Source organism: Duganella sp. CY15W (genome assembly GCF_009857555.1).
GTDB classification, from domain to species: domain Bacteria; phylum Pseudomonadota; class Gammaproteobacteria; order Burkholderiales; family Burkholderiaceae_D; genus Rugamonas; species Rugamonas sacchari.
This window is the reverse complement of sequence record NZ_WWCQ01000003.1, coordinates 584,282-605,257: the sequence shown is the minus strand read 5'-3', so window position 1 is coordinate 605,257 and position 20,976 is coordinate 584,282. Positions and strand designations below refer to the sequence as shown.

The window sequence follows — 20,976 nt, the reverse complement described above, 5'->3', positions numbered from 1 at the left end:
TATATGACTGCTTCCCTTCCCTACGTCGTCTTCGGCGTGACCGGCCGCACCGGCGCCTCTGCCGCCGATGCGCTGTTACGCGCCGGCCATCCTGTGCGTGTCGTGGTGCGCGATCCCGCCAAGGGCCAGCCTTGGGCTGAACGCGGCGCCCAGGTCGCCGTGGCCGACCTGACAGACCTGGCCGCGCTGACCAGTGCGCTCAGCCAGGCCCGGGGCGCTTACGTCGTCAGCCCGCAGCACTATCAGCGCGAAGACCTGTTCGCGCTGGCCGGCCTGATTGCCGATACCACCGCACGCGCCGCGCTGGCAGCGCAGATACCCCGGCTGGTGGCGCTATCCTCGATCGGCGCCGACCACGCAAGCGGAACGGGCTGGATCGGGATGAACCGCATGTTCGAACAGCGTTTGGGCGATACGGGTATTCCCACGGTCTTCCTGCGCGCGGCTTATTTCATGGAGAACTGGACGCCGCTGGTGGGCGCGGCCATTGGCAGCGGCACGTTGCCGACGTTCCTGGCGCCGTCACAACGCCGTCTGGCGATGGTGGCGACAGCGGATGTGGGCAGCATTGCGGCGGCCTTGCTGCAAGAAGAAAGCACGAATACCAGCATCGTCACGCTCTCGGGGCCGGAAGACTATGCGCCGGACGATGTCGCCGCCATCATTGCCGCCACGCTCGGGAAACCGGTAGACGTGGCAGTCGTACCGGAAGCAGCCTGGCCCCAGGCGCTGGCCGGTGCCGGTTTCTCAGCAGCCGCACTGGCCGGTTTCATCGAAATGACCCGCAGCCTCAACTCTGCGCACATCGACATCAAGAGCGATCCCCGCGCGGTAGAACGCGCAGGAACAACGCCGCTGAAACACGTCATCGCCGAACTGGCCCGGCATTAAAAGAGGTCAAACTTTCTCAGCCGGGAATTCCCGGCCAACGGCATAGGCAAGGCCAGCGACGCCCCGCCTGACAGTTTCGCCAGACGGGGCAGCGCTGCCGTATCAGCCCTTCTGCATAGCGATCCACTCGTCCACGACTTTTTCCAGCACGGACAGCGGGACGTTGCCGGTTTCCAGGACGGTGTTGTGGAAGGCCTTGATGTTGAACTTGTCGCCCAGCGCTTTCTGCGCTTTGGCACGCAGCTCCAGAATGCGCATCATGCCGATCTTGTAGGCACAGGCCTGGCCAGGCATCACCACATAACGGTCCACTTCCGCCGGTGGAATGCCGTAGTCGATGCCTTGCTGGCGCGTCCACTTCATCGCGTGCAGGCCGGTGTCCACCACCAGGCGGCGTGCGCGGAACAGTTCCGCATCCAGCTGCCCCAGACGGCCGACGACGTCATTGCCGTACCAGCCATTCTCCGCTGCCAGCTGCTCGGCATACAGCGCCCAGCCTTCGCCATACGCGGAGCCGACGCCAAACACGCGGTCGCGGCGATAGCGCGGCAGGCCAGTATTTTCCTGCTGCAGCGCGACCTGGAAGTGGTGGCCCGGCACGCCTTCGTGATACACCAGCGTACGCATGCCGACGATGCGGAAATCCGGCCCCGGCAGCGGCGCCCAGAAGATGCCCGGACGCGTGCCATCCTTGGCGGGTCCCGTGTAGTGGGCCGCCGCCGTCTTCTCGGTGAACAGCGGTTCGCGCTTCACCACCACCGGCGCTTTCGGCACGATGTCAAACAGGTCTTTGGCGCGCGCCTCCGCATCGCGCAGGATCTCGTCATAGCGTGCCAGCAGTTGGGGGCGCGGGTCCGCTTCTTTCGGCTGCTGGTCTTGCTCCAGCTTGGCCATGCGGTCCTTGATGCTGCCGTCGGTATAACCGATGGACACCAGCAGGCCATTCATCTCCTTCTCGATGCGCGCCACTTCCTGCTGGCCGATCTCGTGGATCTGCTGCGGCGTGTAATCGGTCGATGTCATCTGGCGCAGCACCACCGCATAGGCCTTGTCGCCATTCGGCAGGCGCCACAGGCCCGCATCGTTATTCGTGCGCGGCAGCTGCTCCTGCAACAGCGTGCGCGTACGCTGGAACACCGGAATGATGGATTGCTTGACGATGGCCGTCGCCTCGGCAGCAAATTTGGCCTGGTCGTCCGCCGGCACATCCTTCACGCTGCCCATGCGCTGCACCAGCGAAGCCACAAACACATTGTTTTCCGGCGTGCCGTCCAGGAAGCGGTCCAGCTGGCCGATGGAAGCCTGCGTGATAAAGGTCGGCATCAGAATGCCCTTGCCTGCGGCGCCGCGCGCCTGCACGATGCCGGTATCCATCTTGCCGGCGACGGCTTTCAGGCGCACCAGGTAGTTTTCGATATCGCGGCGATTGCGTATCGGATGCTGCTGCGACAGGAAATTCACGATCTGCACATGCAGGCCGGTGAACTGGTTGAACACAAAGTTATAGTCACGGTAGGCATACGCATCGACCGTGCCCTGCAAACTCCAGGCGATGGTGGCGGCGCTGGCGCGCTGCTGCGGCGTCAGTTTGGCTTGATTGATTTTGTCCAGCTCCACCAGCGACTTCTTGGCGCTGGCCACTTCCGCCGCGCGGAACACCACCGTGTTCGGCGTCAGCTTGCGGTCCAGCGCATCCTGCTCTTTGGCGTCGAAGTACTGCTTCTGCGTGGCCTGCTCAGGATCGCTGCGCACCTTGGCGTTGGCGACCTTGTCGGCCCAATCATCAAAGCTTATCGCCTGCGCGGCCAGGGAAAACGATGCGCCGACCACCAGCGCCATGAATCTAATTGAAGTTTGCATTGCTTGGGCCTCTCTATAAAAAGACCCGACGAGTGTAGCCGACTCAAGCCTGCTTCTCAACACCGGCGTCATCGACTGCGGTGCGATTGCGGCCACCCTGTTTGGCGCGGTACAAGGCTCGGTCGGCGCGGCTGACCCAGCGCTCATGACTGGCTTCGTCCTCGCGCGCAATCGCCACGCCCAGGCTGATCTGCATGTTGAAGCTATCCTCTTCATGCACCACGGGCGATGCGGCCACCTCCACGCGCAGACGTTCGGCAAACGCAAACGCGCCCTGCTGGTCCGTGTCGGGCAGCACAATCAGGAACTCCTCGCCGCCATAGCGCGCGGCAAAGTCCACCTGCCGCATCACGGACTGAATCACCGCTGACAGGCGGCGCAAGGCAGCATCGCCGGCCGGATGGCCATACTGGTCGTTGATCTGTTTGAAGTGGTCGATATCCAGCAGCACCATGGCCGCATGGCGGCGCGTGCGGCGGGTGCGCTGCCACTCTGCCGACAGGCGCCGGTCGGCTGCGCGGCGATTCAGCAAACCAGTCAGCGCATCGGTGGTCGCCAGCGTCTGCAACTCTGCGTTTGCGCGGTGCAGTTCGGCCAGCAGATGATCCTGGGTTTTCTGCCAGTGTACAAACAGCTGGTAGCCGAAGAAGGCCATGAACAGCACAATCGCCACAAACACCCAGTAGAAAATCCACATGGTCTGGCGCATCGCCTCCTTGTCCACCTGTCCTTCGGCCAGGCCGATGGTGACGAAGCCATAGAACAGCACCCCCAGCGCCACCGACGCCAGGAGGCCCAGCAGCGACTGGCGCGAGCGCGTATGCGTGTCACGCATGAGTTGCGGATGCGCGGACAGCCAGCGCTCGGCACGTGGCCACAGCAGCGCCATCAACGGCCCGACGATCAACACGCTTTGCAAAAAGGCGCCCAGCCACCAGCCCTGCCAGATCGGCAGCAAGGCCGCGCGTTCAAAGTGATTGGTATAACTCCAGATCAGCGCCCCGCTGGAACTGAACACGCAAGCGACAAACGACTGCTGCACATAAAACAGCAGCGCATTCAGCGCGCGCAGATCGCGCCGCATGGCAATCGCCTGATAGCCGATTACCAGAATCGCAAAGCCCAGCGGATTGGCCAGTGCAAACAGCAGCGCCCACGGCAGCGGCATGCCGGCATAAACGGCCAGCGAGAAGGTGGCGCAGTAAGCGGGAATCGCGCCCCACCACCAGCCCAGCGTGAGCGTAAGCAGCAGGCAAATCAGCAGCGGCGGGTAGATCGTGAGGTAGACGGTGACGCCGCCAAAGGCAATCGGCAGGCCGGACCAGCGCCAGATCACCATGCCTACACCGAGCGCGGCGCACAGCATGAGCAAGACCAGCCAGCCGCCAAACAGGCAGATTTTCTGGCGGCGGCTGCCTTCGCGCCACAGGCGCCAGGGCGACAATTCCCGATAGGCGGGCGGCCCTTGAGCGTCAGATTTGGACAAAATGTTCCCCTCGATTTGTGACCATTATACAAATGAAATCAAAAATAATTGCATAAGCACTTATGCATCGTGTTACATTTAAATCATGAGACAAGGACTGGGAACCCAATTGCGCCACCTGATCGACCTGCTCGATGGCGCCGTCGGCGCGGCCTACGAGGACGCCGGCCTCGCCTATCGTCCGCGTTATACGCCCGTGATGCGGGCGCTGGAAAGCGGCGAGCCGCGCACCATCGGCCAGATCGCCGAAGCGGCCGGCATTACCCAGCCGGCCGCCACGCAAACCGTCGCGCTGATGCTCAGGGAAGGCTTGCTGGATGCCTCGCCCGGCGTACGCGATGCGCGCCAGAAGCTGGTCCGCCTGAGCGCCCACGGCGAACACCTGCTGCCGCAGCTGCGCCAGTGCTGGCAAGCCACGCGCGCAGCGGCGGATAGCCTGGACCGCGACCTGCCCTACCCGCTCTCAGAGGCGCTGGCTCAGGCCATCGCTGCACTGCGAACTGAATCTTTTGGTGAGCGCATCCGCACTGCGCGCGCCGCAACCAACAGCAACAAGGAGACGTCATGAGCATCGCCCAGCAGATCGTGTCACCTGTCCCAACTTTCCGCGCCCGCCTGTTCAGCCATCCGGTGGTGCGTATCGTACTTGGCGTGGTTGCCGTCATGCTGCCCATGATGCTGACGTTGATGCTGTCCGAAATCGTGCCCAAGCCTGAACGCGTGGTGTGGCCGTTCCTGCTGGCGGCCACCATGAGCCTGGCCGGCTACCGCCTGTTCACGCAGCGCCTGGAGAAGCGCGAAGGGACCGAGCTGGCATCCGCCGGCGCGACGCGTGAAGCGGCACGCGGCGTGGCGATCGGCGCGGCGCTGGGTCTGGGCGTGGCGGGCGTGCTGGCCGCCGCTGGTGCGTTCATTGTGACTGGCAGCAGCGCCGACTGGACATTCCTGCTGAAATCCCTGCCCGAGCAAATCATGGTGGCCTGCTTTGAAGAGCTGCTGTTCCGCGCGGTGCTGTTCCGCATCGTCGAGCAGCGCTGGGGCACGCGCACCGCGTTGGTGGTGTCCTTCCTGGCTTTCGCGCTGGCGCATATGCAGAATGAGCACGTCAGCGTGCTGGCGATCCTGATTACCGGCGTGGCTGGCCTGACGCTGAGCGCCTGCTATCTGCAAACGCGCCGCATCTGGCTGTCCATCGGCGTGCACTTCGGCTGGAACTTTCTGTATGACGGCTTTTTCTCCGTGCCTGTTTCGGGCCATGCGGCGCGCGGCTGGCTGCAAGTGTCGCTGCCCGGCCCGGAATGGCTGACGGGCGGCGCCTACGGTGTCGAGGGCTCGGTGGTGACGCTGGTGCTGTGGTCTGCTGCTGCCGTGTTCCTGCTACGCCGCGCGGCCAGCCGCTAAGCAGCGCTACGGTGCTGGGCCAGCGCCCATTCCACATGCTCGCGCACCAGTTCTGACGGATGTTCGCGGCGCGCTGCCAGCGCCGCGACAATCGCCGCATCGCCTTTGGCGCCAGCCGCTGCGGCATTGCCCAGGCCCACCGCAATATTGCGCAGCCAGCGTTCATGGCCGATGCGGCGTATCGGGCTGCCTTCCATCTTGCGGTTGAATTCTTCGTCAGTCCACGCAAACAGTTCCACCATCGACGCCTGGCCCAGGCCATGGCGCTCGTCAAAGTCCGGCAGCACGGCCGGCTGGGCGAACTTGTTCCATGGGCAGGCGGTCTGGCAGTCATCGCAGCCGTAGACGCGGTTGCCGATCAGCGGCCGCATCTCCAGCGGAATGGCGTTTTTCAGCTCGATGGTCAGGTAGGAAATGCAGCGCCGCGCATCCAGCCTGCCCGGTCCGAGGATGGCTTGCGTCGGACAAGCCGTGATGCACGACGAGCACTGGCCGCAGTGCGCGCCGGTCGGCTCATCAATCGGCAACGGCAGATCGACCAGGAACTCGCCCATGAAAAACATCGACCCGGCAGTCCGCGACAGCAGCAAGGTATGCTTGCCGCGCCAGCCCAGCCCCGCCTTCTCCGCCAGCGGCAGTTCCATCACCGGCGCCGAATCAGTGAACACGCGGTAGCCGAACTCGCCGATCTCCGCCTTTACCTTGTCGGCCAGCTGCTGCAGCCGTGCGCGCAGCACCTTGTGATAGTCGCGGCCACGCGCATACACGGAGATCACGGCCGCATCGGGATCGGCCAGGCGGGCCGCCTCGCGCGCGCGCCAGTCGTGTTCACCGCTGGTTTGCGTGTCCCTCGGCAGATAGTTCATGCGGGCGCTGACCACGCGGACGGTGCCCGGCACCAGCTCAGCAGGACGGGCGCGCAGCATGCCGTGGCTGGCCATATAGTCCATTTCGCCGTGCATGCCCGCGTCCAGCCAGGCCTGCAGGCCGGCTTCGGCGTGACTCAGGTCGACGTCGGTGATGCGGATTTCGGCAAAGCCCAGCTCCACACCCCAGCGCTTGATGCTGAGGGCAAGTTCGGCTAAATTGGTTTCAGACAGGGACATCTCGGCGTAGCTAGCGGTTAAAATGGCTGGCGATCCAACCAACATGACATTTTAATTGATGCAGCACTTCACAGCCCATCTCCACGACGAAGAAGGTACCGCCGCCCTTGGCGCCGCGCTGGCGCGCGCCATGCTGCCCGGCCTGGCGATTCACCTGCACGGCGACCTGGGCGCCGGCAAAACCGCCCTCACGCGCGCGCTGCTGCACGCGGCGGGCCATAGCGGCACCGTCAAAAGTCCGACTTACACGCTGTCGGAACCCTACAGCATCCAGCTCGACGGCCGTGCCGTCGGCGTGATCCACTTCGACCTGTACCGCATGGGTAGTCCCGAAGAATTCCTCGACGCGGGCTTCCGCGAGGACTTCAACGGCGACAACATCTGTATCGTCGAATGGCCTGAAAAGGCCGAAGGTGTGCTGCCGCCGCCTGATCTGAACGTGTTTTTGACTGTGGCCGGTCACGGCCGTGATGTAGAATTGCAGGCGTCTACCGCCTTGGGTAACTCATGCCTTCAACGCCTCAAATTCGCTCCCAACATGTGAGCCGCCGCACCGTCCTGAAGGCCGGCGCCACCCTGCTGCTTTCCGTCATTGCCCCGCTGCGCGCCTACGCTGCGCAAATTCTGGCGGTGCGCGTCTGGCCGGCCGAGGACTACACCCGCGTCACGCTGGAAAACGACACCGACCTCAAAGCCACGCACTTCATCGTCAAGGACCCGGAGCGCATGGTGGTCGACATCGAAGGCCTGGAACTGAACCCGACGCTGAAAAGCCTGGTCGCCAAGATCCAGTCCAACGACCCGTACATCAAGCAGGTGCGCGTGGGCCAGAACCGTCCGAACGTGGTACGGCTGGTGTTCGACCTCAAGGAAGAGGTCAAACCGCAGGTGTTCACGCTGCCGCCGGCCGGCAACTACAAGCACCGCCTGATCTTTGACCTGTATCCCGTCAAGGCCGCCGATCCGATCGCCGCCATGATTGAAAAGGGCGACTGGTCCAGCGACGACAAGACCGCAGCCGCCACGCCAGCGCCGCCACCGAAAGAACAGCTGGAACAGCTCAAGCCCGACCTCAAGGCGGAACCGCGCGAGGAGCTCAAGAGCGAACTCAAAACCGCCGAAGCCCAGACCCGGGCCGCTGAAAAGGTCGACAAGAACGGCAAGCTGGTACGCATGATTACCATTGCGCTGGACCCCGGCCATGGCGGCGAGGACCCGGGCGCGTCCGGCAAGAACGGCAGCCGCGAGAAGGATATCGTGCTGTCCATCGCCAAGCGCCTAAAGGCCAGGCTGGAGGACATCCCGAATATGCGCGTGATGCTGACGCGTGATGGCGACTACTTCGTCCCGCTCGGCACGCGCGTGGAAAAAGCCCGCAAGGTGCAGGCGGATTTGTTCGTCTCCATCCACGCGGACGCCTTCGTGCAGCCAAGCGCACGCGGTTCGTCCGTGTTCGTGCTGTCGGAAAAAGGCGCGACCTCCTCGGCCGCGCGCTGGCTGGCGGACAAGGAAAACCTGGCCGACACCATCGGCGGCGTCAACGTCAAAAGCCACGACAAGCAGCTGGCCAGCGTGCTGTTCGACCTCTCCACCACCGCGCAGATCAATGACAGCATGAAGCTGGGACGCTCGGTGCTGGGCGAGATCGGCGGCATCAACCGCCTGCACAAAGGCTCGGTCGAGCAGGCCGGCTTTGCGGTGCTGAAGGCGCCGGACATTCCGTCGATCCTGATCGAGACGGCCTTCATCTCCAATCCGGAAGAAGAAGCCAAGCTGCTCGACGAGAGCTACCAGAACAAGCTGGCCGATGCCATTGTCACCGGCATCCGCCGCTACTTCGCAAAGAATCCACCGCTGGCAAAGAACCGGCTCACTTAACATGGAAGAGACATGGCTGTAGTCACCAACACCGCATACGGCGCCCTGCCAGCCGTCCACCTGACCGCCGCCGATGGCGCGCAGATCACCGTGTCGCTGTTTGGCGCACACCTGCTGTCCTGGAAAACCGGGGATGGCAAGGAGCGCCTGTTCGTCAGTTCGCAAACCCCGCTGGACGGCAGCAAGGCCATACGCGGCGGTGTGCCCGTGATCTTCCCGCAGTTTAATGTCCGTGGTCCCGGTCTGCGCCACGGCTTCGCGCGCGTCAGCACCTGGCGCCTGGCCGGCAGCGGCGGCGATGGCGGCAGCTCCTATCTGGAATTCGCACTGACGCCAGGCGACCTGTCGCCCGAGCACCAGCAAGCCTGGCCGTACGCGTTTGCATTGGGCTTACGTTTTACGCTGCACGGCGACGCGCTGGAGATCGACTACACCGTGCGCAACACGGGCGAACAGGCTTTCCCGTTTGGCGTGGCGCTGCACACCTACTACGACGTCGGCCATCTGGACGCGACCAGCATCAGCGGCCTGCAGCACCAGCAGTACACTGACCATCACCTGAACACGCGCACGCAGGAGTATCCCGCGCTGCATTTCACCGAGAAGCACGACCGGCTGTATCAGTCCACGCCGGCCGTCACGCTCAACACGGCCGACGCCACGCTGCGCCTGGAGCAGCAGGGATTCAGTGAGTGGGTGGTATGGAATCCGGGCCAGGCCGATGCGGCGGCGCTGGTGGACCTGGCGGATGAAGAATATCAGCGCTTCGTCTGCATCGAGCCGGCGCGCATCGACCAGCAGCCGCTGGCAGCCGGCGCCACCTGGGCCGGCAAACACAAGATCGCGCTTTAATTCGACTCTTTGATGATGCGGCCGGAGCCCGGCTGCGTCGGACGCGCATTGAGCGGATACAGGCGGCTGAATAGCGCCATCTGGGCAGGTGAGGCCTGCACCGGCTCCTTCATCACCAGCCACAGCACGCCTTCGGTGCACGGCGGCGTGGTCAGCGACCCCATATACGTGAAGTAGTCGCGGCGTGCCGGCAGCAGCTCCATCGGGTCCAGCAGCGACGACGGCGCGGCCGTGTCGTACTTCTCCAGCGGCAGGTTGTTCCACACGGTCTGGATCGCCGGCTGCGACTTGCCGCGCTCCAGCAGCAGCGCCAGCACCGCCAGACGGCCTTCGCCATCCTTGTGCACCAGGTGCATCACCATTTCATAGCCCTTGCCGTTGACGCGCTCCTCCGACGGCCGGTGGAAGTGGAACTGGATCAGCTCATACATGCGGTTGCCCACCGTGATGAAGTTGCCGCTGCCGACCATCACCTGCACCGTACGGCCGTTGTCCGTCACATTGAACGAGGACGGGTGGTAGTCAAACGTAATCTGCTCCAGATCCACCTTCATGCCGTCGCGAATATCGATCGGCGACTGGCGGTTGCCGGTGCCGCACTTGGCCCAGGCCGGATTGATCTTGCCCCAGTTGGCGGGGCCGGTTTCGCCTTCATACGACCAGACATTGCTGTACACCTTGGGCTTGGCCGCTTCCACCGCAGCTTTGCTTGCCGCCTCCTTCTTGGCCTTGGCCGCCGCTGCCACGCGGGCCTGCTGGTTAGCGCGCATGATGGCCAGCCGCTCCTGAATCCGCGCCGACAAGTCGGCTTCGGCCTGCGCCTCACGTTCGCGTTCACTGAGCTTGCGGCTTGATCCCGAGGATGAGGACGCGCTGCCGGACGACGAGGACGACGCGCCCGACGAACCACCCGGCGCCGATTTCGTCGATGGCGAAATCAACGGATCGTTTGCGCCACTGGCTGCGGAAATCACGCAGCAGCAGGCAATCAGAGGGAGGACAAAAGAGCGCATGGGTATCCAGAATTGACAATTACAGTCTGGTATACGGATGCTTTTGGGAAAAACTTGAGAGGAGACGGCCGCGCGAGGTCAAGAAATTTCAAAATAAACACGCTGCGGCGGCCGCGCAGCGTGCATTCATGCGGGTTTCAGCGGCGCTGCAGACGGCGCGACAGTTTATACACACCACCCAGCGCCATCGGCACCACAGCCACGCCAACGCCGACCAGCACGATCTCGGTCAGGTGGTCGCGCACGATAGGGATGTTGCCGAAGAAGTAGCCAGCGGTGGTCAGCAGCACCACCCACAGGATAGCGCCGGTGAAGTTATACAGCTGGAAGCGGGCATGGGTCATGTCCGACACGCCGGCCACGAACGGCGCGAACGTCCGCACCACCGGCACGAAGCGCGCCAGCACGATGGTCTTGCCGCCGTGTTTTTCAAAGAAATCGTGGGTGCGCTTGAGCGCTTCCTTGTTGAGCCAGCGGTAATCATGCGTGAAGACTTTCTGCCCCACCTTCTCGCCGATCCAGTAGTTGACCGTGTTGCCGGTAATCGCTGCGGTACTAAGCAGGAACATCAGCAGCGGCAAATTCATTTCGCCCACCGCGCACAGGGCGCCGGCAATGAACAGCAGGGTGTCGCCAGGGAAGAAAAACAGGACCACCAGGCCGGTTTCGCAGAAGATGATGGCAAACAGCACCACGTAAATCAGCGTTCCGTATTGTTGGATCAGCACTTCCAGTGTTCTATCGACATGAAGGATCATGTCAAAAAATTGCATAAAATCCATATTCTTCCCATAAAGTGTGCGCCGGAATCATACACTACCTGCGACCCGGCGGCGGCAGTTTCCGGCCGTTGATAAGCAGTTTACAATCCCCGCAGCGCCCGCAGCAAGCGGGTTTGATTACCTAGGAGACTTTGGATGGCTTTATCCCGCACGTTCCCCGTTTTATCCCTGGCCCTGGCCGTCAGTGCCGCCACCGCAGCCGACTTGCCGGTGCGTCCCAGCGCCGGCGAGATCATCAAGACTTCCCAGCCGTCGGACTGGCGTCCGCTGGATGTGAACAACACGCTGTACATGGAGCTGCCGGGCGGCCGTGTGGTGATCGAGCTGGCGCCGGATTTCGCGCCGCAAGCCGTCGCCAACATCAAGACGCTGGCCAAAGAGCATTACTACGACGGCCTGGCCGTCAACCGCTCGCAGGATAACTATGTGGCGCAGTGGGGCGATCCGAATGGTGAAACCAATCCAAAATCGCTGGGTTCGGCCAAGGCCAAGGTGCCGGGCGAGTTCAGCGTGCCGATGTCGAACGACAAGCACTTCGTGCTGCAGAAGGACTTTGACGGCTACGCGCCCCAGATCGGCCACTCCAACGGCTTCCCGGTGGGACGTGACCCAAAAGCCAGGACCACCTGGCTGGCGCACTGCTACGGCATGGTCGGCGTCGGCCGCGACAATGAAACCGACAGCGGCAGCGGCGCCGAGCTGTATGCCGTGAACGGCCATGCGCCGCGCCACCTGGACCGCAACATCACCGTGGTGGGCCGCGTGGTGTCCGGCATGCCGCTGCTGGCGACCCTGCCGCGCGGCGGCGACACCATGGGCTTCTACGGCCCGAAAGAGACGCGCGCGCCGATTATCTCGGTGCGACTGGCGTCCGACGTGCCGGAAGCGGAACGCAGCCATCTGGAAGTGATGCGCAGCGACGCGGCTATTTATCAGAAAGTGATTGAAGCGCAGCGCAACCGCGGCGGCCCGTGGAATAAATACGCGGCCAACTACGTTGAGCTGTGCAACACCGCCATCCCGGTGCGGGAGCAGCCAAAACCGTAACCCCAAACCGCTGGGGTCTGACCCCGTACGGGGTCAGACCCCTTGCCTGCGGGTTGCGGGGTCCGGCGGTGCCGCACACGTTATAATCTCGTGATGAACGCGCCAGATACCTCTCCCCGCACCCCACGCCCCATCCAGGCCCTGCCTGACCAGCTGATTTCCCAGATCGCCGCCGGCGAGGTGGTGGAACGCCCGTCGGCCGTGGTCAAGGAGCTGCTGGAGAATGCACTGGACGCGGGCGGCACGCAGGTCAACGTGCGGCTGGAGGAAGGTGGCGTCAAGCGCATCTGCATCACCGACAACGGCCGTGGCATCCCGCATGAGCAGATGCCGCTGGCCCTGGCCCGCCACGCCACGTCCAAGATCTCGTCGCTGCACGACCTGGAAAACGTCGGCACGCTGGGTTTCCGTGGCGAGGCGCTGGCGTCAATCGCCTCGGTCGCCATGGTCACCATCACCTCGCGCACGGCCGACGACGCCCACGCCTGGGAAATCGAAGGTTCGCACAACGCCACGCCGACGCCCTCGTCCGGCGCCTTGGGCACCACCATCGACGTCAAGGACCTGTACTACAACACCCCGGCCCGCCGCAAATTCCTCAAGTCCGAGCAGACCGAATTTGGCCACTGCGCCGAAGTGGTCCGCCGCATCGCGCTGGCACGGCCGGATGTGTCGTTCTCGCTGAGCCACAACGGCCGCACCGTCGACCACTGGAACGTCAGCGAAATCGCCCGCCGCAGCGCGCAAATCCTCGGCGACGGCTTTGCCGAAGCGCGCCTGCCCGTCGACGAAACCGTCGGCCCGCTGCGCATCCATGGCTTCGTTGGCCTGCCGACTGCCTCCAAGGCGCGCGCCGATGGCCAGTTCTTCTACGTGAACGGCCGCTTCGTGCGCGATAAGGTACTGGTCCACGCCGTCAAGGCGGCCTACCAGGACGTGCTGCACGGCGACCGTTTCCCGTCATACGTGCTGTCGCTGGACATGGACCCGGCGCTGGTCGACGTCAACGTCCACCCATCCAAAATTGAAGTACGTTTCCGCGATGGCCGCGCCGTGCACCAGTGCGTGTTCCACGCCGTGCAGCGCGCGCTGGCACAGACCTCGGCCACCGCCCACGGCAGCGTACCGTCGCCACTGCCTGCGGCCGACAGCCTGGCCACTACACCGGTATGGCGCGGCGAGCAGACCTCGTTTGGCCCGCTGCTGGCGCCGGACTATGCGCCAACCTTCTCGCCATCGCCATTCGGCTCGCGCAGCGCGGACAGCGGCTTTAGCGCCAGCAGCAGCTACACGCCGCCGCGCTTCACCGCCGAAGGCGGCGTTGCGCAAAGCCTGGAAAACTACGGCGCCATGTTCCGCGACAGCGACCGCCCTGCCGCTCCCGCACGCGCCGAATCCGATATGTCGCTGCCGCAGGCCAGCTCCTTCACCATCTCCGGCGCCGCGATGGCGCAGGAAGAATTCCCGCTCGGCTTCGCACTGGCGCAGCTGCACGGCATTTACGTGCTGGCGCAAAACGCCAAAGGCCTGGTGCTGGTGGACATGCACGCGGCGCACGAACGCATCCTGTACGAACAGCTCAAGAATGCACTCGACAGCCGCGTGGCCGGCGAAGAAATGCAAGTGCAGCCGCTGCTGATTCCCGTCACCTTCTACGCCGATGCGGTGGAAGTGGGTACTGCCGAAGAACACAAGGAAACCTTGCAGACACTGGGCTTCGACATCGCCGTCCTGTCGCCCACCACGCTGGCGATCCGCTCTGTACCGGTGCTGCTGAAAAACGCCGATGCGCAAACGCTGGCGCGCGACGTGCTGCGCGATGTACGCGAATTCGGCGGCTCACGTGTGCTCATCGAGCGTCAGAACGAACTGCTCGGCACCCTCGCCTGCCATACGGCGGTGCGCGCCAACCGCATTCTGTCGCTGCAGGAGATGAATGCCCTGCTGCGCCAAATGGAAATCACCGAACGCGCCGACCAGTGCAACCATGGCCGTCCGACCTGGGTGCAAGTGGAAATCGGCGCGCTCGACAAGCTGTTCCTGCGCGGTCAATAACATGAGCACGAAACCACTGGCCGTCGCCATCATGGGGCCGACGGCATCGGGCAAGACCGCTTCCGCACTGGCTATCGCCGAACGCATCCCGTCCGAAATCATCTCGGTCGATTCCGCACTGGTGTATCGCGGCATGGACATCGGCACCGCCAAGCCAACGCGCGAAGAACTGGCCGCCGTGCCGCATCACCTGATCGACATCATCGATCCGCTGGACTCTTATTCCGTCGCGCAGTTTCGCAAGGACACGTTGCGCCTGGTGGAAGAGATCAGCGCACGTGGCAAGCTGCCGCTGCTGGTTGGCGGCACCATGCTGTATTTCAAAGGCCTGGCGGATGGACTGGACGACCTGCCCGGCGCCGATCCCGAAGTCCGCGCCGCGCTCGATCAAGAAGCGGCCCGCCTGGGCTGGCCCGCCATGCACGCGCGCCTGGCTGCCGTCGATCCCGAAACCGCCGCACGCCTGGCGCCGGCCGACTCGCAACGCATCCAGCGTGCGCTGGAGATCTACACGCTGAGCGGCAAACCGATGTCCGAATTGCTGGCACTGCGCGAGAAAACCGAGCTGCCATTTGAGCTGCTGTCGTTTGCGCTCGAACCATCCGACCGCGCCGTGCTGCACGACCGTATCGCGCGCCGCTTCGATATCATGCTGGCTGATAGCCCGAACGGCAATCTGATGACGGAAGTGGAAGCCCTGCGCAAGCGCGGCGACCTGCATCTGGGCCTGCCGTCGATACGCTGCGTGGGCTACCGTCAGGCCTGGGAGTATCTGGATGGGACCATCGACTACGCTGCCATGCGCGAAACTGGCATCATCGCCACGCGCCAGCTGGCCAAGCGCCAGCTGACCTGGCTGCGCTCCATGCCGGAGCGTATCGCCATCGACTGCCTGGGGCCTGATCCTGCCGGCACCATGCTGGCGCAGATCACCAGCAAGCTGGGATAATCCGCTAGCGCGTCGGACTGATATTGATAACGGTGCGGCTCAGATCAATGCCGCGTATCTGCACGCCGCCAAAGTTATTCGTGTCGCCCGGGCTCACGCGCAGATTTTGCAAATCCAGTTCGCCCACGGTCTGCGGCAGCGGCACGGAGATCGAACCATCCGCGTTCATGCTGAACGACTGCGGGTTGCTGCCAAAGTAGACATCCTTGGTCGAGACATCGGCCGTAATCAGTCCAAGCAACGGGAACAGCACACTGTGGCCATCTTCCACCGTCCCGCTACCCGCAGCTCTGCCATTCAGCCAGCTCGGCAGGAATGGCAACCTGGCCGGTACGTAACGGGTTCTCGCTGCTGTCGCGACAGGCGCGGCCGGCACATTGACGTTGCGTAGTTCCGCATCGCCCAGGCCTTTCAACGCGGTTGGCTCTGCCGCGTGGGCCGATGCCAGGCTCACGAGCAGCGCCACCGTCATGCACAAGGATCTCATCTTCACACTCGCTGATTAATGTTTAGGGGGCTCGCCGCTCATATGCACCAGCTCCCACAGATGGCCGTCCAGGTCTTCAAAGCCGTGGCCATACATGAAGCCGTGGTCCTGCGAATCTTTATACGCGCGGCCGCCCGCCTCGATAGCCTTGCTGACGAGCTTGCTCACCGCTTCACGCGATTCCAGTTGCAGGCACACCAGCACCTCGGTTGACTGGTGCGCATCGCTGATCGCCTTGGGCGTAAAGTCTTTGAAACGGGCTTCGGTCAGCAGCATCACATAAATGTTCTCACTAACGATCATGCAAGTGGCGCTGTCGTCGGTGTAGTGCTGGTTGAAGCTATAGCCGAGATGCGCAAAGAACTTGATGGATTTTTGCAGATCCTTCACCGGCAGATTGATAAAGATGTTGGTCGTCATACCGCCCTCCCCCGTTAAAAAAATATCTACACCACAGAATACCAAGATGCCAACGTTTTGACGACAAGGGCACGATAGCGGTCACTTTTTTAAAAAAGTGGGGAACGTTCCTTGACACTGAAGGCCTCAACCCCCATAATGCTGGGCGTTGCAGGTGATATAGCTCAGTTGGTTAGAGCACAGCATTCATAATGCTGGGGTCGCTGGTTCAAGTCCAGCTATCACCACCAAGATTCTGGAAGCCGTAAATCATGATAAATGATTTACGGCTTTTTCCGTTTCAAGGCCGGTTTGCGGCTGATTATTTGGCCAGCTGGCGATACTGCGTGGGCGTCAGCCCCGTGGTGGCCTTGAACTGGCGTGTGAATGCGGAATGGTCGCCATAGCCACAGGCTTGTGCGATCTCGGCCACGCTGGCGTCGCCATTCAGCATGCGCGAGGCGGCATCGACCCGGGTCTGGATAATCATCTGGCGCGGCGTCAGGTGAAAGATGCGCAGGAAGTAGCGCTCGATCTGCGCCACCGACATATTCGCGATGCGCGCCAGCTCCGGCAGCTGCAAGGGCTGGCCGTATTGTTCATGGATCACATGCACCGCCGCCGCCACCTTACGGTAGGCCGGGTTCTTTTTATCCGCCATCGCCAGGTCGCGCGAAATGCCGGTCAGGCCGATGATGCGGCCATGCGCGTCGCGCAGCGCCGATTTGCGCGTCAGGCACCAGCCGGGGTCGCGGTTCGGGTACAGGTGTAATTCCAGCTGGTCGTCGATATCGGCCTCGCCGGCCAGCACCGCCATGTCCTGCGCCAGGTAGGTCTGGCCGAACGGATGGGCGAACACCTCTGCCGGCGTGCGGCCGATCAGCGCCGACTTGTGCCGCTGGCCGCAACGCTGGACCAGCGTCTGATTGACCACGACATAGCGTCCCTCGACATCCTTGACGAAAAAAACCACATCCGGCAGCGCATCGAACAAGCCCTCGGCAAAGAAGGCATTCGCGATGTTTGCGGCCATTGCACGGCGCGCGTCGTCATGATGGGGGTTTTGTGTATGCATGCGAAACATTGTGCCAGCACGTTTTTCCGCCGTCTGCTGTTTTTTGACGATTGTGCAGATTTCGTCATTCATCGTGCGCAGACGGTGCAAGACAGCGCACACGGGGAAGCCTAAGATTTATGGCATGAAAACCATCTCCATCATCGACTCCCACACCGGCGGTGAACCTACCCGTCTGGTCATCGACGGCGGCCCGGAACTGGGCGCAGGTCCCCTCAGCGAACGCGTGGCCCTGCTGCGCCAGTCGCACGATCAATTCCGCTCGGCGGTGGTGTGCGAACCGCGCGGTTCTGACGTGCTGGTCGGCGCTCTGCTGTGCGAACCGCATGCGCCGGATTGCGTGGCCGGGGTTATCTTCTTTAACAACGTTGGCTATCTGGGCATGTGCGGCCATGGCACGATTGGCCTGGTGGCGTCGCTGGCCTTCATGGGCCGCATCGCAGCCGGACGCCACCGCATCGATACGCCGGTGGGCGTGGTGGAAGCGGAGCTGCATGCAGACGGCAGCGTCACCGTGGACAATGTGGCGTCTTACCGCAGCCGCGCTGCGGTGACGGTCGAGGTGCCGGGCATCGGCGCTGTCACCGGCGACATCGCCTACGGCGGCAACTGGTTCTTCCTGGTTGCCGACCATGGCTTGCCGCTGGAGGTGCGCAATGTGGAAGCGCTGACCAATTACACCGTGGCAGTCGCGCAGGCACTGGCCAACCAGGGCATCACTGGCGACAACGGCGCGGTGATCGACCACATCGAACTATTTGCCGATTCCCGCACCGGCGCCGATAGCCAGAGCTTCGTGCTCTGCCCCGGCAAGGCCTATGACCGCTCGCCTTGCGGCACCGGCACCAGCGCCAAGCTGGCCTGCCTGGCGGCGGATGGCAAGCTGGCCGAAGGCGCATTATGGAAACAGGAGAGCGTGATCGGCAGCGTGTTTGAAGCGTCGTACCGCGTGCGCGATGGCCAGCTGCTGCCCAGCATCCGCGGCAAGGCGTGGGTCAACGCGCAGGCGCAACTGATCCTCGACATGAGCGATCCATTCGTCTGGGGCATACGGTGAATAATGCCGAAGTGATCGTCATTGGCGCCGGCATCGTCGGTGCTGCCTGTGCAGACGCGCTCAGTGAGCGTGGGCTGCGCGTGGCGGTCATTGAGCAGGACATTGCCGGCGGTGGCGCGACTGCCGCCGGCATGGGCCACCTGGTGGTCATGGATGACAATGCGGCAGAACTGGCGCTGTCGGCCTACTCGCTGTCGCTGTGGAAAGACCTGGTTGGCGACCGTCCGCAACGCCATGAGTACAGTGGCTGCGGCACCATCTGGGTCGCCGCTGACGAAGAAGAAATGGAGGCGGCACTGGTCAAGGCGCAGACCTTGTGCGGCCACGGCCTGCTGTGCGAAGTGCTGACGCCCGCCGCGCTGTATGCGCGCGAACCGCAACTACGTGCCGGCCTGGCCGGCGGTCTGCTGGTGCGCGGCGACGGTCTGGTCTATCCGCCCAAGACCACGCGCATCCTGCTGGACCGTGCCATGCGGCGCGGCGCCATCACCAAACGCGCCCAGGTCACGGCGATTGAAGACCATGCGGTGGTACTGGGCGACGGCACGCGCCATCAGGCGCAGCACATCGTACTGGCGGCAGGCGTGCGCTCCAGCGTGCTGCTGCCCGAGCTGCCGATACAAGCCAAGAAAGGACACCTGGCCATCACCGACCGCTATCCCGGTTTTGTAAAGCACCAGCTGGTGGAGCTGGGCTACATCAAAAGCGCGCACGCCGCCAGCGGCGATTCGGTGGCCTTCAATTTGCAGCCCCGTCCTACCGGACAGATATTGATCGGCTCCTCCCGCCAGTTCGACACAATCGATCCGGCGGTGGAGCCGGCCATGCTGCAACGCATGCTGCGCCATGCTGCCAGCTTCACGCCGCAGCTCAAGGAATTGAATGTGCTTCGCACCTGGACCGGCTTCCGCGCCGCCACGCCGGATGGCTTGCCGTTGATAGGGCCAAGCAGCGCAAGGCGCGGTTTGTGGCTGGCGACCGGTCACGAAGGCTTGGGCATCACCACCTCGCTGGCCACGGCGCAGCTGCTGGCAGGACAAATACAGAAGGAAAAAACCCGCATCCCCTATGTGCCCTATTTGCCAGGACGCTTCCATGGATGACGGCAAGATCACGCTGTGCATCAACGCACAGAGTATCAGCGTGGAACCGGGCGTTACGGTGGCCGCCGCGATCGCCATGGCAGGCAGCGGCGTTACCCGGCGCTCCGTCAGCGGTGCGACGCGCGCGCCCTTGTGCGGCATGGGCATCTGCCAGGAATGCCGCGTGATGATCAACGGCCGCCCGCATCAGCTGTCGTGCCAGACGCTGTGCGCCGACGGCATGCACGTAGTGACTGCCGGTGAGGTGCAGCCATGAAGTATGCCGACATCGTCGTTGTCGGCGCTGGCCCGGCAGGCCTGGCTGCCGCCCATGCGGCGGCGGCGCAAGGCGCACACGTGGCCATCATCGACGACAATCCGCTGGCTGGCGGCCAGATATGGCGCGGCGGCCCCGATCTGCAGGCAGACCAGCGCGCACCGCAGTTGTGGCAAGCACTGCGCAGCGCGGCGCATGTCGAATTCATGCCGCAGACCCGTGTGATGTATGCGCCGCTGCCCGGCCACCTGCTGCTGCAGACGCCTGACGCTTCCATCACGCTGCATTACAAAAAACTGATACTGGCGACTGGCGCACGCGAACGCCTGTTGCCCTTCCCTGGCTGGACGCTGCCCGGCGTCACCGGTGCAGGTGGCCTGCAAGCCTTGTCCAAGGGCGGCTATCCGCTGGAAGGCAAGCGGATTGTCGTTGCGGGCAGCGGCCCACTGCTGCTGGCGGCGGCCGCCACACTGCAAGGCAAGGGCGCGCAGATCATCGCTATCATCGAGCAGGCCGCCACGCCGGCGCTGCTGCGCTTCGCACTCGGGTTGGTGGCCACGCCATCGAAAATCGCGCAGGCGCTGCGACTGATGGCGCAACTGGGCGGAGTGCCCTATCTGCGCAACAGCTATGTGCATTCCGCGCACGGCGATGGCACGCTGCAATCGATCCAGGTCCAGCGCGGCACGGAACGCGACCAGGAAACCCTGCAATGCGATTATCTGGCTTGCGGCTATGGCCTGCTGCCCAATCTGGAACTGGCACAGGCCCTCGGCTGCGCCACCACCATGCACAACGGTCAAATGGCGGTGCAGGTCGATGCATGGCAACGCACCACGCTGGCGGACGTGTACTGCGCTGGTGAAGGCACGGGCGTGGGCGGTGTCGACCTGGCGCTGGCGGAAGGCCGCATTGCCGGCCTGGCCGCTGCCGGGCATGCGGAACAGGCCAGGGAAGCATTCGCCAGCCGCGCCTCGTGGCAGAAGTTTGCCGCGCGCCTGGCGCGTGCATTTACGCTGCGTCCCGAACTGCGCACGCTGGCCGGTGATGACACCATCGTCTGCCGCTGCGAAGACGTCTGCCATGGCGACCTGCGCACCCATACCAGCTGGCGCAGCGCCAAGCTGCAAACGCGCTGCGGCATGGGGCCATGCCAGGGCCGCATCTGCGGCGGCGCGACAGAGATTCTTTACGGCTGGCGTCCGGACGCGGTACGCATGCCGATTTCACCCACCCGTATTTCCAGCATCATCGACTAATTATTTACACAAAGGAGAAC

The 20,976-nt window shown here is 63.5% G+C and carries 21 protein-coding genes and 1 tRNA gene; 14 read left to right on the top strand and 8 right to left on the bottom strand.

Features of this window, described 5'->3' with window-relative positions; genetic code table 11:
• The first annotated feature begins 3 nt into the window (after positions 1–3).
• Complete coding sequence (locus GTP58_RS17750) at positions 4–891, top strand: NmrA family NAD(P)-binding protein (protein WP_161078568.1); 888 nt, start codon at positions 4–6, stop codon at positions 889–891.
• 102 nt (positions 892–993) lie between these two features.
• Here the strand turns inward: GTP58_RS17750 and GTP58_RS17745 are convergent, their stop codons facing one another.
• A complete protein-coding gene (locus GTP58_RS17745) occupies positions 994–2,751 on the bottom strand; it encodes a DUF885 family protein (RefSeq protein WP_161078567.1) in 1,758 nt (585 codons plus the stop codon).
• 43 nt (positions 2,752–2,794) lie between these two features.
• Positions 2,795–4,237, bottom strand: a complete 1,443-nt coding sequence (locus GTP58_RS17740) for a diguanylate cyclase (RefSeq protein ID WP_229215623.1) — start codon at positions 4,235–4,237, stop codon at positions 2,795–2,797.
• Between the two features lie 85 nt (positions 4,238–4,322).
• Here GTP58_RS17740 and GTP58_RS17735 point away from each other — a divergent pair, with 85 nt between their 5' ends.
• Both GTP58_RS17735 and GTP58_RS17730 read left to right on the top strand, forming a co-directional pair.
• Positions 4,323–4,805: a MarR family winged helix-turn-helix transcriptional regulator gene (locus GTP58_RS17735; RefSeq protein WP_161078566.1), complete on the top strand. Its 483-nt coding sequence runs from the start codon at positions 4,323–4,325 to the stop codon at positions 4,803–4,805.
• The gene (locus GTP58_RS17730) at positions 4,802–5,638 is read left to right on the top strand and encodes a CPBP family intramembrane glutamic endopeptidase (RefSeq protein WP_161078565.1); all 837 of its coding nucleotides are present in this window, start codon (positions 4,802–4,804) and stop codon (positions 5,636–5,638) included. Before GTP58_RS17735 ends, GTP58_RS17730 begins: the two co-directional genes overlap by 4 nt.
• Here the strand turns inward: GTP58_RS17730 and queG are convergent.
• A complete protein-coding gene (queG, locus tag GTP58_RS17725) occupies positions 5,635–6,744 on the bottom strand; it encodes a tRNA epoxyqueuosine(34) reductase QueG (protein WP_161078564.1) in 1,110 nt (369 codons plus the stop codon). The two genes, GTP58_RS17730 and queG, sit on opposite strands and share 4 nt — an antisense overlap.
• A 58-nt stretch (positions 6,745–6,802) precedes the next feature.
• Between queG and tsaE the strand changes: the two genes are divergently transcribed.
• The 3 genes from tsaE to GTP58_RS17710 are packed head-to-tail and all read left to right on the top strand — an operon-like array spanning position 6,803 to position 9,474.
• Complete coding sequence (tsaE, locus tag GTP58_RS17720; protein ID WP_161078563.1) at positions 6,803–7,288, top strand: tRNA (adenosine(37)-N6)-threonylcarbamoyltransferase complex ATPase subunit type 1 TsaE; 486 nt, start codon at positions 6,803–6,805, stop codon at positions 7,286–7,288.
• Complete coding sequence (locus tag GTP58_RS17715) at positions 7,252–8,622, top strand: N-acetylmuramoyl-L-alanine amidase (protein WP_161078562.1); 1,371 nt, start codon at positions 7,252–7,254, stop codon at positions 8,620–8,622. The genes tsaE and GTP58_RS17715 overlap by 37 nt, the downstream gene beginning before the upstream one ends.
• 12 nt (positions 8,623–8,634) lie before the next feature.
• Positions 8,635–9,474, top strand: a complete 840-nt coding sequence (locus tag GTP58_RS17710) for a D-hexose-6-phosphate mutarotase (protein WP_161078561.1) — start codon at positions 8,635–8,637, stop codon at positions 9,472–9,474.
• Here the strand turns inward: GTP58_RS17710 and GTP58_RS17705 are convergent.
• Both GTP58_RS17705 and GTP58_RS17700 read right to left on the bottom strand, forming a co-directional pair.
• Positions 9,471–10,487 (bottom strand): carbonic anhydrase, encoded by a 1,017-nt coding sequence (locus tag GTP58_RS17705; protein WP_161078560.1) that lies wholly within the window; start codon positions 10,485–10,487, stop codon positions 9,471–9,473. The two genes, GTP58_RS17710 and GTP58_RS17705, sit on opposite strands and share 4 nt — an antisense overlap.
• A 137-nt stretch (positions 10,488–10,624) precedes the next feature.
• Positions 10,625–11,269 carry a VTT domain-containing protein gene (locus GTP58_RS17700; RefSeq protein WP_072788641.1) on the bottom strand — a complete coding sequence of 215 codons (645 nt, stop codon included), beginning with the start codon at positions 11,267–11,269 and terminating at the stop codon, positions 10,625–10,627.
• Between the two features lie 135 nt (positions 11,270–11,404).
• Here GTP58_RS17700 and GTP58_RS17695 point away from each other — a divergent pair, with 135 nt between their 5' ends.
• From GTP58_RS17695 to miaA, 3 genes are all read left to right on the top strand, one after another.
• Positions 11,405–12,316, top strand: a complete 912-nt coding sequence (locus GTP58_RS17695) for a peptidylprolyl isomerase (RefSeq protein WP_161078559.1) — start codon at positions 11,405–11,407, stop codon at positions 12,314–12,316.
• A gap of 93 nt (positions 12,317–12,409) precedes the next feature.
• Positions 12,410–14,371 (top strand): DNA mismatch repair endonuclease MutL, encoded by a 1,962-nt coding sequence (mutL, locus tag GTP58_RS17690; RefSeq protein ID WP_072788637.1) that lies wholly within the window; start codon positions 12,410–12,412, stop codon positions 14,369–14,371.
• A 1-nt stretch (position 14,372) separates the two neighbouring features.
• On the top strand, positions 14,373–15,320 hold the full coding sequence (gene miaA, locus GTP58_RS17685; protein ID WP_161078558.1) for a tRNA (adenosine(37)-N6)-dimethylallyltransferase MiaA: 948 nt from the start codon (positions 14,373–14,375) through the stop codon (positions 15,318–15,320).
• Positions 15,321–15,324: 4 nt separating this feature from the next.
• Here miaA and GTP58_RS17680 read toward each other — a convergent pair whose 3' ends face one another.
• Positions 15,325–15,807: a hypothetical protein gene (locus GTP58_RS17680; RefSeq protein ID WP_229215622.1), complete on the bottom strand. Its 483-nt coding sequence runs from the start codon at positions 15,805–15,807 to the stop codon at positions 15,325–15,327.
• Positions 15,808–15,822: 15 nt separating this feature from the next.
• Complete coding sequence (locus GTP58_RS17675; protein ID WP_161078557.1) at positions 15,823–16,227, bottom strand: VOC family protein; 405 nt, start codon at positions 16,225–16,227, stop codon at positions 15,823–15,825.
• Positions 16,228–16,380: 153 nt separating this feature from the next.
• Between GTP58_RS17675 and GTP58_RS17670 the strand changes: the two genes are divergently transcribed.
• Positions 16,381–16,457 (top strand) — tRNA-Met (locus GTP58_RS17670).
• Between the two features lie 71 nt (positions 16,458–16,528).
• On the opposite strand, the gene GTP58_RS17665 is transcribed toward GTP58_RS17670, so the two are convergent.
• Positions 16,529–17,281 (bottom strand): AraC family transcriptional regulator, encoded by a 753-nt coding sequence (locus GTP58_RS17665; RefSeq protein ID WP_229215621.1) that lies wholly within the window; start codon positions 17,279–17,281, stop codon positions 16,529–16,531.
• Positions 17,282–17,405: 124 nt separating this feature from the next.
• On the opposite strand from GTP58_RS17665, the gene GTP58_RS17660 reads away from it, so the two are divergent.
• The 4 genes from GTP58_RS17660 to GTP58_RS17645 are packed head-to-tail and all read left to right on the top strand — an operon-like array spanning position 17,406 to position 20,956.
• Entirely contained in the window at positions 17,406–18,338 is a 933-nt protein-coding gene (locus tag GTP58_RS17660) for a 4-hydroxyproline epimerase (RefSeq protein WP_161078555.1), read from the top strand.
• Entirely contained in the window at positions 18,335–19,441 is a 1,107-nt protein-coding gene (locus GTP58_RS17655) for an FAD-binding oxidoreductase (RefSeq protein ID WP_084560329.1), read from the top strand. Before GTP58_RS17660 ends, GTP58_RS17655 begins: the two co-directional genes overlap by 4 nt.
• The gene (locus tag GTP58_RS17650) at positions 19,434–19,697 is read left to right on the top strand and encodes a (2Fe-2S)-binding protein (protein WP_161078554.1); all 264 of its coding nucleotides are present in this window, start codon (positions 19,434–19,436) and stop codon (positions 19,695–19,697) included. Before GTP58_RS17655 ends, GTP58_RS17650 begins: the two co-directional genes overlap by 8 nt.
• The gene (locus tag GTP58_RS17645) at positions 19,694–20,956 is read left to right on the top strand and encodes an FAD-dependent oxidoreductase (protein WP_161078553.1); all 1,263 of its coding nucleotides are present in this window, start codon (positions 19,694–19,696) and stop codon (positions 20,954–20,956) included. The genes GTP58_RS17650 and GTP58_RS17645 overlap by 4 nt, the downstream gene beginning before the upstream one ends.
• The last annotated feature ends 20 nt before the right edge of the window (positions 20,957–20,976 follow it).

Coding starts and splice junctions, on each gene's coding strand:
- GTP58_RS17700 (WP_072788641.1), bottom strand. CDS start 11,269: ATGGATTTTATGCAATTTTTTGACATGATCCTTCATGTCGATAGAACA.
- GTP58_RS17695 (WP_161078559.1), top strand. CDS start 11,405: ATGGCTTTATCCCGCACGTTCCCCGTTTTATCCCTGGCCCTGGCCGTC.
- GTP58_RS17730 (WP_161078565.1), top strand. CDS start 4,802: ATGAGCATCGCCCAGCAGATCGTGTCACCTGTCCCAACTTTCCGCGCC.
- GTP58_RS17665 (WP_229215621.1), bottom strand. CDS start 17,281: ATGCATACACAAAACCCCCATCATGACGACGCGCGCCGTGCAATGGCC.
- GTP58_RS17645 (WP_161078553.1), top strand. CDS start 19,694: ATGAAGTATGCCGACATCGTCGTTGTCGGCGCTGGCCCGGCAGGCCTG.
- mutL (WP_072788637.1), top strand. CDS start 12,410: ATGAACGCGCCAGATACCTCTCCCCGCACCCCACGCCCCATCCAGGCC.
- GTP58_RS17705 (WP_161078560.1), bottom strand. CDS start 10,487: ATGCGCTCTTTTGTCCTCCCTCTGATTGCCTGCTGCTGCGTGATTTCC.
- GTP58_RS17675 (WP_161078557.1), bottom strand. CDS start 16,227: ATGACGACCAACATCTTTATCAATCTGCCGGTGAAGGATCTGCAAAAA.
- GTP58_RS17750 (WP_161078568.1), top strand. CDS start 4: ATGACTGCTTCCCTTCCCTACGTCGTCTTCGGCGTGACCGGCCGCACC.
- GTP58_RS17650 (WP_161078554.1), top strand. CDS start 19,434: ATGGATGACGGCAAGATCACGCTGTGCATCAACGCACAGAGTATCAGC.
- queG (WP_161078564.1), bottom strand. CDS start 6,744: ATGTCCCTGTCTGAAACCAATTTAGCCGAACTTGCCCTCAGCATCAAG.
- tsaE (WP_161078563.1), top strand. CDS start 6,803: ATGCAGCACTTCACAGCCCATCTCCACGACGAAGAAGGTACCGCCGCC.
- GTP58_RS17715 (WP_161078562.1), top strand. CDS start 7,252: ATGCCTTCAACGCCTCAAATTCGCTCCCAACATGTGAGCCGCCGCACC.
- GTP58_RS17660 (WP_161078555.1), top strand. CDS start 17,406: ATGAAAACCATCTCCATCATCGACTCCCACACCGGCGGTGAACCTACC.
- miaA (WP_161078558.1), top strand. CDS start 14,373: ATGAGCACGAAACCACTGGCCGTCGCCATCATGGGGCCGACGGCATCG.
- GTP58_RS17735 (WP_161078566.1), top strand. CDS start 4,323: ATGAGACAAGGACTGGGAACCCAATTGCGCCACCTGATCGACCTGCTC.
- GTP58_RS17745 (WP_161078567.1), bottom strand. CDS start 2,751: ATGCAAACTTCAATTAGATTCATGGCGCTGGTGGTCGGCGCATCGTTT.
- GTP58_RS17710 (WP_161078561.1), top strand. CDS start 8,635: ATGGCTGTAGTCACCAACACCGCATACGGCGCCCTGCCAGCCGTCCAC.
- GTP58_RS17680 (WP_229215622.1), bottom strand. CDS start 15,807: ATGAGATCCTTGTGCATGACGGTGGCGCTGCTCGTGAGCCTGGCATCG.